Source organism: Chitinophaga sp. MM2321 (assembly GCF_964033635.1).
Classification (GTDB): Bacteria; Bacteroidota; Bacteroidia; order Chitinophagales; family Chitinophagaceae; genus Chitinophaga.
In genome coordinates this window covers 2,130,095-2,144,456 of sequence record NZ_OZ035533.1, presented here as the reverse complement: position 1 = coordinate 2,144,456, position 14,362 = coordinate 2,130,095, and the positions used below count along the sequence as shown (strand labels likewise).

General features: G+C 45.7%; 16 protein-coding genes and 1 tRNA gene. 3 read left to right on the top strand and 14 right to left on the bottom strand.

All coding sequences use genetic code 11. The features are described from left to right. Positions 1-46 precede the first annotated feature (46 nt). From ABQ275_RS08340 to ABQ275_RS08320, 5 genes are all read right to left on the bottom strand, one after another. Positions 47-130: transfer RNA gene (locus ABQ275_RS08340), tRNA-Leu, on the bottom strand. Between the two features lie 102 nt (positions 131-232). Further along, entirely contained in the window at positions 233-868 is a 636-nt protein-coding gene (locus tag ABQ275_RS08335; protein WP_349317826.1) for a response regulator transcription factor, read from the bottom strand. A 7-nt stretch (positions 869-875) separates the two neighbouring features. Further along, positions 876-1,655, bottom strand: a complete 780-nt coding sequence (locus ABQ275_RS08330; protein WP_349317825.1) for an ATP-binding protein — start codon at positions 1,653-1,655, stop codon at positions 876-878. Beyond that, positions 1,625-2,269, bottom strand: a complete 645-nt coding sequence (locus ABQ275_RS08325; RefSeq protein ID WP_349317824.1) for a hypothetical protein — start codon at positions 2,267-2,269, stop codon at positions 1,625-1,627. Before ABQ275_RS08325 ends, ABQ275_RS08330 begins: the two co-directional genes overlap by 31 nt. Further along, positions 2,269-2,832, bottom strand: a complete 564-nt coding sequence (locus ABQ275_RS08320) for a hypothetical protein (protein ID WP_349317823.1) — start codon at positions 2,830-2,832, stop codon at positions 2,269-2,271. Before ABQ275_RS08320 ends, ABQ275_RS08325 begins: the two co-directional genes overlap by 1 nt. A gap of 153 nt (positions 2,833-2,985) precedes the next feature. Between ABQ275_RS08320 and ABQ275_RS08315 the strand changes: the two genes are divergently transcribed. Next, positions 2,986-3,555 (top strand): SRPBCC domain-containing protein, encoded by a 570-nt coding sequence (locus ABQ275_RS08315; RefSeq protein ID WP_349317822.1) that lies wholly within the window; start codon positions 2,986-2,988, stop codon positions 3,553-3,555. 7 nt (positions 3,556-3,562) lie between these two features. Here ABQ275_RS08315 and ABQ275_RS08310 read toward each other — a convergent pair whose 3' ends face one another. From ABQ275_RS08310 to ABQ275_RS08300, 3 genes are all read right to left on the bottom strand, one after another. Then, positions 3,563-5,764 carry a B12-binding domain-containing radical SAM protein gene (locus tag ABQ275_RS08310; RefSeq protein WP_349317821.1) on the bottom strand — a complete coding sequence of 734 codons (2,202 nt, stop codon included), beginning with the start codon at positions 5,762-5,764 and terminating at the stop codon, positions 3,563-3,565. 144 nt (positions 5,765-5,908) lie between these two features. Further along, positions 5,909-7,798: a TonB-dependent receptor domain-containing protein gene (locus tag ABQ275_RS08305; RefSeq protein WP_349317820.1), complete on the bottom strand. Its 1,890-nt coding sequence runs from the start codon at positions 7,796-7,798 to the stop codon at positions 5,909-5,911. Between the two features lie 96 nt (positions 7,799-7,894). After that, entirely contained in the window at positions 7,895-8,344 is a 450-nt protein-coding gene (locus tag ABQ275_RS08300) for a GNAT family N-acetyltransferase (RefSeq protein ID WP_349317819.1), read from the bottom strand. A gap of 117 nt (positions 8,345-8,461) precedes the next feature. On the opposite strand from ABQ275_RS08300, the gene ABQ275_RS08295 reads away from it, so the two are divergent. Continuing rightward, entirely contained in the window at positions 8,462-8,590 is a 129-nt protein-coding gene (locus tag ABQ275_RS08295; RefSeq protein ID WP_349317818.1) for an alanyl-tRNA synthetase, read from the top strand. A gap of 3 nt (positions 8,591-8,593) precedes the next feature. Here ABQ275_RS08295 and ABQ275_RS08290 read toward each other — a convergent pair whose 3' ends face one another. The 5 genes from ABQ275_RS08290 to ABQ275_RS08270 all read right to left on the bottom strand — a co-directional run bounded on the left by ABQ275_RS08290 (position 8,594) and on the right by ABQ275_RS08270 (position 12,553). Further along, positions 8,594-9,379 (bottom strand): PhzF family phenazine biosynthesis protein, encoded by a 786-nt coding sequence (locus tag ABQ275_RS08290; protein WP_349317817.1) that lies wholly within the window; start codon positions 9,377-9,379, stop codon positions 8,594-8,596. Positions 9,380-9,533: 154 nt separating this feature from the next. Then, a complete protein-coding gene (locus tag ABQ275_RS08285; protein ID WP_349317816.1) occupies positions 9,534-10,613 on the bottom strand; it encodes a ketoacyl-ACP synthase III in 1,080 nt (359 codons plus the stop codon). 168 nt (positions 10,614-10,781) lie between these two features. Next, positions 10,782-11,057 (bottom strand): RNA-binding protein, encoded by a 276-nt coding sequence (locus ABQ275_RS08280; RefSeq protein ID WP_349317815.1) that lies wholly within the window; start codon positions 11,055-11,057, stop codon positions 10,782-10,784. Between the two features lie 257 nt (positions 11,058-11,314). Next, entirely contained in the window at positions 11,315-11,467 is a 153-nt protein-coding gene (locus ABQ275_RS08275; RefSeq protein ID WP_349317814.1) for a hypothetical protein, read from the bottom strand. Positions 11,468-11,527: 60 nt separating this feature from the next. Further along, complete coding sequence (locus ABQ275_RS08270; RefSeq protein ID WP_349317813.1) at positions 11,528-12,553, bottom strand: sterol desaturase family protein; 1,026 nt, start codon at positions 12,551-12,553, stop codon at positions 11,528-11,530. A 122-nt stretch (positions 12,554-12,675) separates the two neighbouring features. On the opposite strand from ABQ275_RS08270, the gene ABQ275_RS08265 reads away from it, so the two are divergent. After that, positions 12,676-13,767 (top strand): metallophosphoesterase, encoded by a 1,092-nt coding sequence (locus ABQ275_RS08265; RefSeq protein WP_349317812.1) that lies wholly within the window; start codon positions 12,676-12,678, stop codon positions 13,765-13,767. Here the strand turns inward: ABQ275_RS08265 and ABQ275_RS08260 are convergent. Beyond that, on the bottom strand, positions 13,746-14,336 hold the full coding sequence (locus ABQ275_RS08260) for a dihydrofolate reductase family protein (RefSeq protein WP_349317811.1): 591 nt from the start codon (positions 14,334-14,336) through the stop codon (positions 13,746-13,748). The two genes, ABQ275_RS08265 and ABQ275_RS08260, sit on opposite strands and share 22 nt — an antisense overlap. Positions 14,337-14,362 lie beyond the last annotated feature (26 nt).

Sequence of the window (14,362 nt, the reverse complement as noted above, 5' to 3'; positions counted from 1 at the left end):
AAAATAAAACTGGCCAAACAGTGTTTAAACCGTTTGGCCAGTAAGGTGCCCAGAACTGGATTCGAACCAGCACACCGTTGCCGGCGCTGCGACCTGAACACAGTGCGTCTACCAATTTCGCCATCTGGGCAACTGATATTGTGTCAGGGAAGGCAAAGATAAGCAGTCATTCCTTTTTTTCAAAAAATTATCCGGTACAAAAACTGACCAGCGAGGAGCCTGAGAGAATGGTTTACAGTGATACCAGTTGTCTGCGCAATGCTTCCAGTACCATGCCGGTACGGCTTTGTACATTCAGCTTGTGAAAGAGGGTTTCCCGGTAGCCATCTACCGTTCTTTCAGATACATTCATTTTTTGCGCGATGGCCTTATAGGTAAGATCACTGCACGCGAAGCTGAGAAATTCCTTTTCTCTTCCTGTGATGGTTTCTTTCTGTTCCGATTGCAGCAACAGGCGGCGGTAATTTACGTTGGAGGCATCGTTGTAATAGACGCCGTTTTTATGTATTTCCAGCAATGCCTTTTCCAGTTCCACGGGATGGATATCTTTCAGAAGATAGGCACAGCAACCAGCTTTCAGCATCGTAATGATGGTAGCATCATTATCTTTCATGGAAAGGGCGGCCAGCTTCATATCAGGATACGCTTTTTGTAAAGCGGCGGTAGCCTTCGCACCGTCCATTACCGGCATGTTTACATCCAGCAGTACGATGTCCGGAGGAACAGACAGGCCCGCTATTTTATCCAGCAGTTCTTTTCCGTTGATGGCTTCTGCTACAATGTGGAAGCCGTTGAAACTGCTGATCAGGAGACTGAGTGATTTGAGGAATAGCTGGTGATCGTCTGCTATGGCTATATTAATATTCATAAAAGATTTATTCAACGGGTAATTGTATCAGCACGGCGGTACCTCCTGCAGTGGTTACTTCCCAGCGGATAGTGCCGCCCAGCAGGTTGGTGCGGTGCTGCATGTTACGGATCCCCATCCCGGTGGCAGACATGCCTGCTTTGTCGAAACCCGCCCCGTCGTCAGCAATGATCAGCAGCAACACCTTTTCAACGATGCGCATACTGATATCTATTACCTGTGGCCTGGCGTGTTTAAGACAATTCTGTATGGCCTCCTGGATGATACGGAACAGGATGATCTGCGGTTCCGCCTGCAACGGCAATACGGCCAGTTCATGGGTAAACTTCACCTGTATGGCGCGGCTGGCGTTAATACGTTCCACCTCTCCTTTCAGGTTATCTATCAGGCTGAACTGATCCAGCCATTGACGGCTAAAGGACTTAGAGAGTGCCCGCAGATGATGAATAGCGGTACTCAGGGTTTCCTCGGCGGTACGCAGCGGCTCCGGTACTTCCGGCAGGCTACGCTGGGTTACATTGATCAGTAATTTTGTACTGCTTAACAACTGTCCGATGTCATCGTGCAATTCCTGTCCCAGGTGGGTAAAGGCTTCTTCCTGCATTTCTATCTGTGACCACATCAGTTGTTTATCATACTCCTCTTTCATTAATTTGAGCTGATGAAGATATGCCTGTTGTTTTTTCTTGTAATTGATAATGGCCATCACAACCACCAATCCCATAATGGTAAAAAGGAGGGTGATAAGAATTACAGCTACGAACAGATCCTGGGTGACCGGAAGCATACAATGCCTTTTATCAGCATAATATACAACAGGTAATTGGAAAACGAGTTTAAAATTACAAAAAGTCGCCTGGCTGATTTGAGGTCGCTGGCCAATAGCAGATTATAAAAACCATTCACACACATAGAGCCTGCGAAATAAAAGAAAAAAGCCAGGGTCAACCAAAAACCAGGGTGCCGGAATATAGACGCTTCACTATTCGGGGTAATCGAAAAAAAGGATAAAAGGCACCAGCAAATGACCAGGAAACTTTCTATGGTGATATTAATTCCGGGGAAATAATGCCAGCCACCAAAAATAAAGCTATGCGCAAGAGAAATACATCCGAATACATAAATAGAGATCTCCATTAATAACTTTAAACGGGTATCCGTGATTCCTGATCTTAAAATAATTGTTATCAAACTATATTCCAGCACCACAAAAAAATGGTAGACAATAAAAAAGCGGGGTTGGGCTTCATCTTTACCTATCAGCTCAACAATAATTTCCGTTACAATAGATATACCTAACAGTATCGCCAGTAACCTTACCTGCTCATGTTGCAGGTAGAACAAACTAATGGCGAAACAAATCACCAGCAGTACATAGTATCCGTATATCCATCCGTCCATTACCTGGAAGTATCGTTTAAAAAAGCCAATATATTGGTTAATGAAATATTGTCCTGTGTGTAGCCGCTTTCCTGCAGGCTGGCTAAAAGAGCCGTCAATGGTGGCTTCTTTCCTCCCCCGTTCCCTCTTTCTTCAATCAGCGGGTTGGTGGAGTCATGCACCATATCATTGGCCTGTGCTTTTGCCATCAGCTGGGCATACCCGATCTGGTTACGGTCTATATCCAATCCCTCTGCCAGCAGGCTCAGCTTCTGATCAACTTCCGGCACAGCAAAATAAAAACGGATATACTCACATCCCTGCTGACTGAGCAGCCGGAAAAGAGACGCTTTACTGAATTCCACAGAATGCACATCCTGAAAAACCTTTTGGGCATCCGGGTTTTCTGATAACAATTTGTAAAAATTAAGCAGCATGCCGAAATAGGCTTTCACCGTAACCGGCATCCCAAAAGTAGTGTTTTCACTGGTAAAGGGCATGTGGTAGTCAAGGGGCTCCGTAGTATCTTCCAGATACCCCTGATTGTCAGCAGTGTAACCTGTGACCATCATTTTGTCGCTCATGATTTTTTATTTAGTGTAAACAAATATTCATCTTTTTTATCATACCAGATACGGGAAAATCCCCGTATCTGATCCGCAGGAAAATGGGAAAAGACCGCGTTATAAAAATGTTTTAAATTCGGGGTATAAATCAGCAAATAATAACCATCCTGGATGATTATATTGAAACAGCAGCAGACTGAAAAGGAGCTGGAAATATCTCTCCGGATAAAACACTTCTCTATGGGAAATTATGATTGGAGCCGGTTCAACGTCCGGATACCTGTTAAAAGCAGCATTCAACAGGTATATGATGCCTGGACCTCCCCTGCTGCATTGGAAAGCTGGTTCCTGCGCGAAGCTGTATTTACCAGCAACGCAGGTGAACCCGTAAACAATAACAGTAAAATTCAAAAGGGAGATCACTATACCTGGCATTGGTACGGCTATGCAGATGATGTACCGGAACGGGGTGAAATTCTAGTAGCTAACGGGCACGACTATCTGCGTTTTTCTTTTGGCAAAGCTGGTATTGTAAATATCAACATCAGCAGCGAATCAGGTGAAACGGTAATAGACCTCGTACAGGAGGCCATTCCTACCGATGATGCGTCCAGGGCCAGTTATCACCTGGGCTGCTCCAATGGCTGGACCTTTTACCTGGCTAACCTGAAATCTTTCCTGGAAGGGGGACTGGATCTGCGCAACAAAAACGAGGCGCATAAAAATGTTATCAACTCGTAGCTATAAATTACAGTTTCAGCAATCCTGACCTGTACAAAGCATTCACCGGCTTATTATCCCAGAACAGTTCGAAATCTTCCAAACCGGCAGATTCATAACTGTCCTTCACTTCCTGTAGCGTATACGTTTTGGGATTGGTAACAGCCAGTTGTTGCAGCATCTGCACCAGCCACAAACCTTGTGGTGGTGGTACACTGATATTGACTTTCTCTTTTTTATTCTGAAAAGTAAAGGACGACACTTCCCAGGTGCTTCCTTTCTTGGATTTGGTAATCGTTTCCACTACTGGCTGTTTGCCGAGGTACACGACCTTGGAAGTTGGTTTTATGGTACCCACTTCTTCTTCCAGTAATGCCGTGGCAATATAGTCCGGATGAATGCTGGTCTTTGGCACTTTAAACTCAAACCATTTAGACAACGGATAGTCAAAACAAGCGCCATGCATATAGTTCAGCAACGATTTTTTCAGACCATAGCTGAAGGTTTCATGATCCGCACCGGTGGGGTCCACATGCATAATATCATTATTGGCAAAGCTGCCCGTGGCGGTTGATTCCTTTTGTACGTTGAACTTCTCCGGTTCGAGCCCCACAGGGCTGTGGGCCGTCATGGTAAACTGGTGCCAGAATGCGGACTGAAGGATGCCCGCCTGGAACATCTGCCGCACCATTTCCAGCGAGTCAATAGTTTCCTGTGCTGTTTGCGTAGGGAAGCCATACATGAGGTAAGCATGCACCATGATACCGGCTTCTGTGAAATGGCGGTTTACACGGGCCACCTGGGCCACCGTGATCCCTTTCTGTATAAGCCCCAGCAGGCGGTCAGAAGCCACCTCCAGGCCGCCGGAAACAGCAATACAGCCGGAAGCTTTCAACAGCAGGCACAGGTCGCGGGTGAAGCTCTTTTCAAAGCGGATATTCGTCCACCAGCTAACAGTGAGCTTGCGGCGGATGATTTCCAGCGCCATCGCCCGCATCAGTGCGGGTGGCGCGGCTTCATCCACAAAGTGAAAACCATTCTGACCGGTTTGTGCGATGATGGTTTCCATCCGGTCGCAAAGCAATGCTGCTGTTAACGGTTCATAGATCTTTATATAGTCCAGTGAAATATCACAGAAAGTACATTTACCCCAATAGCAGCCATGCGCCATGGTGAGCTTGTTCCAGCGCCCGTCGCTCCAGAGGCTGTGCATGGGATTCACCACTTCAATGGCGGAGATGTATTTGTCCAGCAGAAGGTCGCTGTAGTCCGGTGTGCCTACCTGTCCTTGTTTGTAGTCATTACAGGACTTATCATTGATATATGTTACTTTCCCATCTTCCAACAGGAACGTGCGTTTAAGTGCTGCGGTGGTCTTTTTTCCTTCGATGAACTGTACCAGGTTTTCTACCGGTGCTTCTCCATCATCCAACGTAATAAAATCAACAAATTCAAACACCCGCGGATCGGAAAGGGAGCGCAGTTCTGTATTCGGGAAGCCGCCGCCCATTGCCACTTTCACAGCCGGGTAATGTTTTTTGATCCATTGTCCACAACGGAAGGCAGCGTACAGGTTGCCCGGAAACGGCACAGAAATAGCCACCATAGCGGGTTGTACAGCAGCCATACGGGCAGCAAGAATAGCTGTGAGAATATTGTCTACATAAGTAAGTCCCTGCTGAAGGGCTTCATACAGTTCGTCGAAACTGTTGGCAGAGCGGCTGAGGCGTTCTGCGTAGCGGCTGAAACCGAAGTGGGCATCCACACATTCCGTGATGAGATCAGACAGGTCTTCGAGGTACATTGTAGCCAGGTGTTTGGCCTTGTCCTGTGTGCCCATGGAACCAAAAGCCCAGATGAGGTCATCCAGTTGTCCGAAGCGGGATGCTTCCGGCAGGAAATCACGTTTGCATACCTGATGCGCCAGTGTAGGGTTTTTGCCCTGTAGAAATAAAATGACGGCGTCTATGGTATGCACGTAATCGTCCTGTAGTGCGATGATCCGGGCTGCATTTTCTGTCAATGCTGCCGGCGGTGCTGCTGCTATATGTGCAAACAATTGCTGTAAACCCTGTTTTGAAAATAAAGCCAGCGTTACTTCTATACCCAGATCGGCCTGAAAGGAGGTGATGCCTTTTGTGTTCAGAAATCCCTTCAGATAAGCAGTGGCCGGGTACGGCGTGTTCAGCTGTGTAAATGGCGGCGTTATTAAAAAAACAGAATTACTCAAATCAGGTTATTTAAACCGCAAATTTAGCTCATAATAATGAAAGATAGCAGGATTGTGGCATTCCTGGGAGCGCAGGCGCTCCCAGGAATGCCAATCTACTTCTTCCCACTAACGTAAACGCAGCTACGATTTTATCTCTTTCATTTATAACCGGACGGTTCCGCCCAATGTTATCCATCTGCCCGGCATAGGTACTGCCCCGGCTTCTATGTAGGTAACATCCAGTAAATTATTGGCATCAACATATAACTGGTAACGGGGTTGCTTGTAGGCTATGCGCGCATCCACTACTGTATAATCCTTGTAGTTGATCCGCATGCAATACCGTGCAGCAGCGGATACACTAAAATGTTGCCACACCGTAGCACGTACATTGGCTGTAACCTGGTGACGCAGGCTTTCAATCACGTAACGGGAAATCTTTTTATTGATACCATCATCTCCTTTGAAGGAAGGCGACAAATAATTGTAGCCTGCATTAACAGCCACCGCATTAAATACCCCATGTTCCTGCAAGGTAGTGCTGTAGCCTGTGCTGAGCGTAAATCCTTTGGTATCCGCCCGCTGAAAATTCTGCGGCTGCCAGGGCTGATTAAGACTATCTTTTACATAATCAATAAAATCTGCTACCTGTCTGTAAAAGACACTCCCTGCATAAGAGAATTTACCACTGTATTTGCGTACGCCCACTTCCATGAAGGTGGCTTTCTCAGGGCCCAGTTTATCGTTGCCGATGATGGCGGCACTTTTATAATAGAGGTCTGTATAGGTAGGCAAACGTTGTGCAGTACCCACATTGGCAAATACCTTCAGCTCCGGCGTGATATTGAATCCTACATCTGCACCGGGAAAGAATTGCCAGCCATAGAAAGAGTTGTAGTTGAGATACCCACCTACCGTAAAACTAAACCGCTTATCTGCTTTTGTTTTATATTCTCCATAGAGGCCCAGGTTGGTTCTATCGTGAATACCCAGGTTGTTACTGTTGATGTATTCATAGCGTCCCTCTACACCGGCGCCAAAAGAGCCGATGCCTGTTTCAAAGCTGTTGTTCAGCTCTGCGTCCACGATGTGGTTATCGTGCAGGTTGCCGGGCTTGTTTTGTTTAATATACAGGTAATCATCTTCTGTATAACGATAGCTGATACGCGGTGTCATCACCCATTTACGGTTGATCCGGATAGTGTTGCTCACAGCGGCGAGGAAGGTCTGCACCGTTTCTTCCGATTCCTTATCACCGGGTGCAGCATAAAATCCGTTGGCGCCGTAAGTATTTTTCACAAAGCCTGCCAGTACATTATAACGCTGCGCACTATCCTTCTCGAATGCACCCTGGTAAAATGCGCGGTAATTATTATAGGCGGTATTATAGCGGTAACCATTGCCTTCATTAAGACCAAGCGACAGTGTTTGGTTGGTACTACCCGTCACCAGGGAGCCGGTGGCGCCAAGTGCATAAGCTCCATACGCTTTCCCTTTCTCATTTTTCTTAAAGCTGCTGCCTCCGCTGCCACTTAGTTCAATACCACTTTCCGACGCTTTGCGGGTAATGATATTGATAGCACCGTTGAGGGCATTAATGCCGTATACACGGGCGGCTGCACCACGCAGCACTTCTATATGGTCCACATCCGACAATGAAATGGGGAGATTCATGATATTGTGGCCTGTTTGCGGGTCTGTGATTTTGATCCCGTTCAACAGCACGAGGGTCTGGTCAAAAGTACCGCCATCAATGCCGATATCCGCCTGGATACCGCCAGGGCCGCGCTGCCGCACATCCAGGCCCGGAACAAATGCCAGCACCTCATTGATGGAGGTTACCGCCATTCCTTCTATCTGTTTACGGCTGATGATGGTAATATTACGGTTGAGGGCCTTTAACGGTGCCGCCAGCCTGTTTTCCTGCACAATTACTTCATCCAGGTTGTGTGTGGCAAGAGAACTATCTGTGCGTTGTTGCGCCGTTGCACGGCTGCATACGCCTAAGGACAGGAATATAAGGATCTTACTATAACTAACAGCTATGCGCATCTTTATGAATAATTGCTAAAAGAGCGCAAAAATACACATTAAATCATTAGCGTTTCAGACTTTACAACATGGATACCTTTTGTACAGGGCAAACACTCAGCTCAATCCACTCACTTGCAGCCAGCGGTTACGGGTTATAATAAATTTTACTTCGCCGGTGTCCAGCATGCCCGTCTTCATCCAGCCGGTGAGTGCATAGAACCGCTCAGCTCTTGTATTGGCGCTGGTTCCCAGCCACAACATATCATCCGATTCACTGAAATGCCAGTCCAGCATCAGGGTTTGTAATTGCTTGCCAATACCTTGTGCTTCATAACCGGGATCAACAAATAAAGCCCATATATTATTTCGCATAGCATCTATTATGGCAAAGCCTACAATATTGCCGGCGGCCTCACATACCCATCCCTTCCCATCTGTAGTCAGATAACGTTCACAATCTTCCCTGGTGGCCAGGTCAGGGTTATTCAGGCGATTTTCCTTCACTGCAAAGCGAACTTTAAAGAGGCCGGGAATATCATCAATGGTAGCTTCACGAAAGTGCATATCTGCGTGGTTTATTAAAAACAAGATACTATAATAGATTTTTATAGTCTACCTGTTTAAAGAATGCTTCCCTGGTTTTTGAAAATCAATTGATATTTCCTGTAATTTTACAATGTTATGAGTACCGGTAACAAAAAACAACAACTCCTCAAATGGCTGAAGAAGCTGGGTGTCTGGGGCTTTCTGTTCTTCCTGATCAAAGGGCTGATCTGGTTGGCTATCGGCTATTGGGTGATCGGAAAATAGTTTTCAGATGTAGAATGTACCTGCTACCACCGTCACCGCCTCTCCCTGCAACAATACACGATCATTCTGTAAGATCACTTTCAGCTCCCCGCCCCTGGCCGAAGCCTGGTAGGCATGAAAGGTTTTTTTATGCAATCTTTCCGCCCAGTAAGTCGCCAGGCTGCAATGTGCCGAACCCGTTACGGGGTCCTCATTTACACCCACCGGAACAGCAAAATACCTGGATACAAAATCGTATGGATAGCCGTTGTTACCCTTGCTGGTGATGACACATAAATATTTCTCCAGCAAATGAAAATCGGGAACAAAGTTGATCACATCTTCCGGTGAGTGCAACTCTACAATATAGCGGTCGTGGGAAAACACAACATCCGCATAATTATCTCCGAAAAGCTGTCTTAATGCGGTAGGTAAAGCTACCGGCTCATGGCTGCGTGCCGGGAAATCCAGTTCTATACGGTTATCTTTCCTGGCGGCTGTCAGCAACCCGCTCAGGGTATGGAATTGAATGACTTCTTCCGCAGGAGCCAGTCCGGTGGTCCACAGTACATGTGCGCTGGCGAGGGTAGCATGACCGCATAGCGGCATTTCTACTTTGGGTGTAAACCACCGCAGGCGGTATCCATCCGGTTGTTTGAAAAGGAAAGCTGTTTCCGCGATATTGTTTTCGGCAGCAATGGCCTGTAGTGTCTGATCATCTGCGGGAGCGTCCATGATGCAAACGCCTGCCGGGTTGCCTTTGAAGGGTTTGTTGGTAAAGGCGTCTACCTGGAAAAACCGGATATTCATGTGTGCAATATTTAAGGATACAAAAATGCAATAAATGCGCTTACAAAAACAGTTGCAGTTTTCTTTATTATGAGCAGATCAGATGGCCGTAACAAGACAGAAAAAAGCCGCACGAAGGCGGCTCAGAATTTAATGGGAACTTACTTTATGATGATTACATCCTGTAACAAACAGCGTTGATATTCATACCGGCGCCTACGGAAGCAAATACCACTACATCTCCTGCGTCCAGCTTATGCTCCGGGAAAGCACCTTTGCGTACCATGTCAAACAAGGTAGGGATAGTTGCCACAGAGCTGTTGCCCAGTGCGTGAATGTTCATGGGCATTACCTCGCTCAATACCGGTGTAATGTTATATAGTTTATACAAGGCTTTTACAATGGCCTCATCCAGTTTCTCATTAGCCTGGTGAATGAATATTTTCTTCACCTGGGTGATGTCCATGCCAATAGCATCGATGCATGTTTTAATGGCTGTGGGTACATGTTTCAATGCGAACTCATATACTTTCCGTCCCTGCATTTTGATGTATTTCACCTGCTCATCGGCGTTGGGCAAATAGGAACTACCCATGTTGATGTAGTTGGCTTCGTCCATCGCGAAGGACTGTGCTGCGCTGGATAGAATACCTGCGTTGCCGGCGGGGTCGTTGCTTGCTTCAATGATCACGGCGCCGGCGCCATCGCTGAAGATCATGCTGTCACGGTCGTAGCTATCTATTACGCGACTGAGGGTTTCTGTACCTATTACGAGACAACGTTTGGCGATGCCTGCTTTTATGAATGCATCTGCCTGTATAACGCCCTGCAACCAACCGGGGCAACCGAATAAAATATCGTAGGCTACACAGGAAACGTTCCTGATTCCCAACGTATGTTTTACGCGGGAAGCCAAAGATGGAACGGCATCGGACTGGATAGAACTTACACCAACATCTCCAAAATTATGCGCTACAATGATCTGATCTATCGTTTCCGGGTCAATACCTGCATCTGTGATAGCACGGGAAGCAGCAATGGCAGCCATACCAGAGGCATTCTGATCATTATCTGCATACCGGCGTTCATTAATCCCTGTGATCTGCTGGAATTTATCGATCACTTCCAGCGTCGCCGTTGCAATTTGTACCTGATGAGCATCATAGAAACTATCTGCGGCAAAATCGCGGTTAAGTTTCACAAGGGATGGAATAAAACAACCTGTTCCTTTGATAATTGTTTTTACTGTGTTCAAATTTACTATTTAGTTGTAAGATTGGAGGGTAGTTCAACAGTACGATGGCTATTATTATCAATACCACCCGCAAGTAAATGGGATGGTATATGATGTAAGCCGTTAAAAAAGTCTGAAAGACAATTTATAATATGCTGGTAATACAAGTGAGATGACGATAACGCTATCTTACCACCTGTTATTCCTGTTATTATTGTTATTCTCTTTGGGTCTGGCAACTGCTACTCCCAGTGATCTACCCTGTACTTCTGTGTTATTCAAACCCTGAATTGCTTCGTTTGCTTCTGCATCGGAAGGCATTTCAATAAAACCAAATCCACGTGACTGGTTAGTAAATTTATCCACGATGATTTTTACGGAATCAATGGCGCCGAATTTAGAGAACAGGTTCCTCAGGTCTTCCTCTGTAGTATATGAACTCAGATTAGAAATATAAAGATTCATGATGACGTATTTTATGTTAGATATTAAACTTTGTGAAGGAAAAACCGGGAAAAAATTCCCGTTGATTCAAGTAGTGATTCCGCTGCCATTGAACGTCAGCTGAGCTACTTACGTAGTGAAGGTAGGTCAATTTAATGATATCAGAATAATTATTTACAGATACAACCGTGCCTGTACAACAAATCCCGTCAGTATGTAAAAAGCCATGTTACCGTTTGATAACATGGCTTTTTAATCGGGGGCCTTCACGCAGCTCATCAACTTCCTCTTGTACCACCTGTCTTTACCGGTTTCTTGGTAAAGGAGGGTGCAACATTGGGTTTGATGAATGCGTTGCCACCTGGCATATTGTTCTTTACTTGCTTATTATCTTTTTTACCGTTTTTCTTGTTGTTGTTTAGCAGAGACATAATATTCAGCGTTGGTGTAAAACAAATATAATACATCGCGGGGAACAAAGTGCATGTATTTTACGATACCGGCTCTTCTACAGGCCTGACCTCTCCCCTGGCCTTCATTTCATCGAGATAAGCCTGTTTCACTACTTTTGCTGTTTTATGCTGGCCCGTATGGCTCCATCCGGGCGGCATCACAATGTACAACAGCTTGTTGGTGATACCGGGTGCATGAATGATATCCCGGCCAAGACAATACAGCTCCCCGAAATATACATCCCATAAGTTACCCGGATTCATCTCTCTCGAAATACCATACTCAATCTCCAGCTCCTTTTTCTCGTATTGGAATGTGCCGAATACCTTATCCCATATATTGAGCAGGTTACAGAAATTAGTATCCATATAAAGCGGATTCTTGGCATGATGCACCCGGTGATGTGAGGGTGTCAGCAGTATCCTGTTCAGAAAACCCAGCCGCCCGTCTTTGATCAGATTCTCGCCTACATGAATAAAAGCACCCCAGGTACCATCAATAAACATGATCAGGAATAACAACGGTGGATTAATCCCCGCCAGGATACAGATCGTTGTACGGATCACATCTGCATAGGGCGCCTCCAGGAAAAAATGCGTATAGGTAACCGACAGGTTCATTGCCTTGGGCGCATGATGCGTGGAATGCAGACACCAGAACAACCGCACCTTATGCCCCAGGTAATGATAAATGAAGTGCGAGAACTCCCACACCACATAGCCATAGATAAACCAATACCAGGTAAAAGTGGTTTTAATAGGCGCATACTTTTCAAAGAAACCGATACAGAAAGCAACAGCCGCAATAGAAATAAACCTGGAGATAAAACGATTAAGCACAAAGATCAGAAAAGGAATTTTATAATCTTCTATCTTAAATCTTTTGTAGATAAAAGCGCGGATTACTTCTATCAGCAGTAAAAAAGGAACAACAGGAGAAATTACAGAAAAGATACCTTTAAGCGTAAGCAGCGCCCTATAATCACCTGTTTTATACATCTCCAGTAACTGCCCGATCCCCAGAAAAGAGATCAGCTCATGATATATTGTCTGTAAAAAATCCATAAGCATACCATTAAAATGAATAAAACGTAGAAAATCTTCTCCTGAAAATTAATAATTTTTTGATAGATTTCAGGAAATACAATTTATTGTAACATTTCTGTCTTTTTTTAATCTGACACTACGTGCCTTCAATCAAAAGAATACTGGCCCGGTTCATCATATGGGCATCCAATAAAATATCATCAAATCCTGACAGGGAAACGGTTTTTACCTCTTTATCAAAATTGCAGCAGGATATCCTCGACGGCAAGGAAGATAAAGGGCTGATCTTGTCCTGTGACCAGGAAAATGCCCGCTTCATTATTTTTTCCGATCAGCATAAAGGTGCAAAAGATGCGGCAGATGATTTCATGCCCGCAGAAAAGAACTACCTGGCCGCCCTTGGCCATTATTATGAAAATGACTTTACCCTGATTAATCTCGGCGATTGTGAAGAACTCTGGGAAAGCACACCCGGGAAAGTGATAGAGAAAAACCGTTCCTCCCTCCTGGAAGAAGCCCGGTTCCTCCAAAAAGACCGGTACTATCGGATCTTCGGTAATCACGACCTGGAATGGCACTACCTCGTACCACGGGAGCAGTTCCTGAAACCGATTTTCGGCAAAAAACTCAAAATATACGAAGGACTGATCCTGCAAACAAAATACCAGGATGCCGATTTCCGGATATTTCTCGCACACGGCCACCAGGGTGACCTGAGAAGCGACGGAAACGCTTTCAGCAAATGGGTGGTAGCCGCCATATGGACCCCCATCCAGCGCCTGTTTGATATTCACCTGGACACTACCGCCGACTCCTTCGATCTTGTAGATGCCCATAATATCATCATGTATGAATGGACCATCCAGTATAAAAACACCCTGCTCATTTCCGGGCATACGCATAAGCCTGTTTTCGCCTCCCTCGATCATATCGACCGCCTCACCAAACAACTGATAAAAGCAAAAGAGAAAGGCGACGCCGATCAGATGAAAGCACTCGAGGCAGAATTGCAGAAACGGCAGGCAGAATATGCCGGCAAACAGCTGGTAAAAACAATGGTACACCCCACCTATTTCAATACCGGCTGCTGCTGTTTCAGTGATGGCGATATCACAGGTATAGAAATAGCCGATGGCTTTATCCGCCTGGTGAAATGGGTGAAAACGGATGCGGCCCCTACCCGTAAAGTGCTGGAAGAATCACCCCTCTATTATTTATTTGAACAGCTGTAAAGCGCCTGATAGTAGAGCACAACAACGCCCGATCTGAATCTTTTAGTCTTTAACAGTTTCAGGTCCAGTTTATCATGCAGGCCATGGAGAAAAGGCATCCCCTCTCCTAAAATAACGGGATACACCCACACCAGATACTCATCAATTAAGCCCAGCTCCATAAAAACAGTTACGATGCTGCCGCTACCAAGTATGACCAGGTCTCTGCCGGGTTGTTGCTTCAGTTGCATCACTTCTGCGGCTATATTTTCCCTGATCAGCCTTGTATTTTTCCAATCAACCGTGGAGAGTGTTTTTGAGAAAACAATTTTGTTGTAATTGTTCATCATAAAGGCATACGCAGCATCCTCCGCCGTGGCGGCATAGTTGGATTCTACAGATTGATAATAACCAGCCATCGCCTCATATGTAACCCGTCCCAATAAAACGGTATCTATTCTGCTCAGCTGCTGATCCGCATATCTTGACATCTCATCACTCCAGTGTGGGAAATGCCAATCAAGCCCCCCGTTTGATGTTGCCATGAAGCCATCAAGCGTTACATTCATGGATACAATTACCTTTCTCATACTATAGGCAAATATACCGCCGGCAT

What these genes read in the sequence shown, in the direction of transcription:
- ABQ275_RS08335 (WP_349317826.1), bottom strand. Translation starts at nt 868, where the DNA reads ATGAATATTAATATAGCCATAGCAGACGATCACCAGCTATTCCTCAAA.
- ABQ275_RS08330 (WP_349317825.1), bottom strand. Translation starts at nt 1,655, where the DNA reads ATGCTTCCGGTCACCCAGGATCTGTTCGTAGCTGTAATTCTTATCACC.
- ABQ275_RS08315 (WP_349317822.1), top strand. Translation starts at nt 2,986, where the DNA reads ATGATTATATTGAAACAGCAGCAGACTGAAAAGGAGCTGGAAATATCT.
- ABQ275_RS08290 (WP_349317817.1), bottom strand. Translation starts at nt 9,379, where the DNA reads ATGAATATCCGGTTTTTCCAGGTAGACGCCTTTACCAACAAACCCTTC.
- ABQ275_RS08305 (WP_349317820.1), bottom strand. Translation starts at nt 7,798, where the DNA reads ATGCGCATAGCTGTTAGTTATAGTAAGATCCTTATATTCCTGTCCTTA.
- ABQ275_RS08325 (WP_349317824.1), bottom strand. Translation starts at nt 2,269, where the DNA reads ATGGACGGATGGATATACGGATACTATGTACTGCTGGTGATTTGTTTC.
- ABQ275_RS08270 (WP_349317813.1), bottom strand. Translation starts at nt 12,553, where the DNA reads ATGGATTTTTTACAGACAATATATCATGAGCTGATCTCTTTTCTGGGG.
- ABQ275_RS08295 (WP_349317818.1), top strand. Translation starts at nt 8,462, where the DNA reads ATGAGTACCGGTAACAAAAAACAACAACTCCTCAAATGGCTGAAGAAG.
- ABQ275_RS08275 (WP_349317814.1), bottom strand. Translation starts at nt 11,467, where the DNA reads ATGTCTCTGCTAAACAACAACAAGAAAAACGGTAAAAAAGATAATAAG.
- ABQ275_RS08260 (WP_349317811.1), bottom strand. Translation starts at nt 14,336, where the DNA reads ATGAGAAAGGTAATTGTATCCATGAATGTAACGCTTGATGGCTTCATG.
- ABQ275_RS08280 (WP_349317815.1), bottom strand. Translation starts at nt 11,057, where the DNA reads ATGAATCTTTATATTTCTAATCTGAGTTCATATACTACAGAGGAAGAC.
- ABQ275_RS08300 (WP_349317819.1), bottom strand. Translation starts at nt 8,344, where the DNA reads ATGCACTTTCGTGAAGCTACCATTGATGATATTCCCGGCCTCTTTAAA.
- ABQ275_RS08320 (WP_349317823.1), bottom strand. Translation starts at nt 2,832, where the DNA reads ATGAGCGACAAAATGATGGTCACAGGTTACACTGCTGACAATCAGGGG.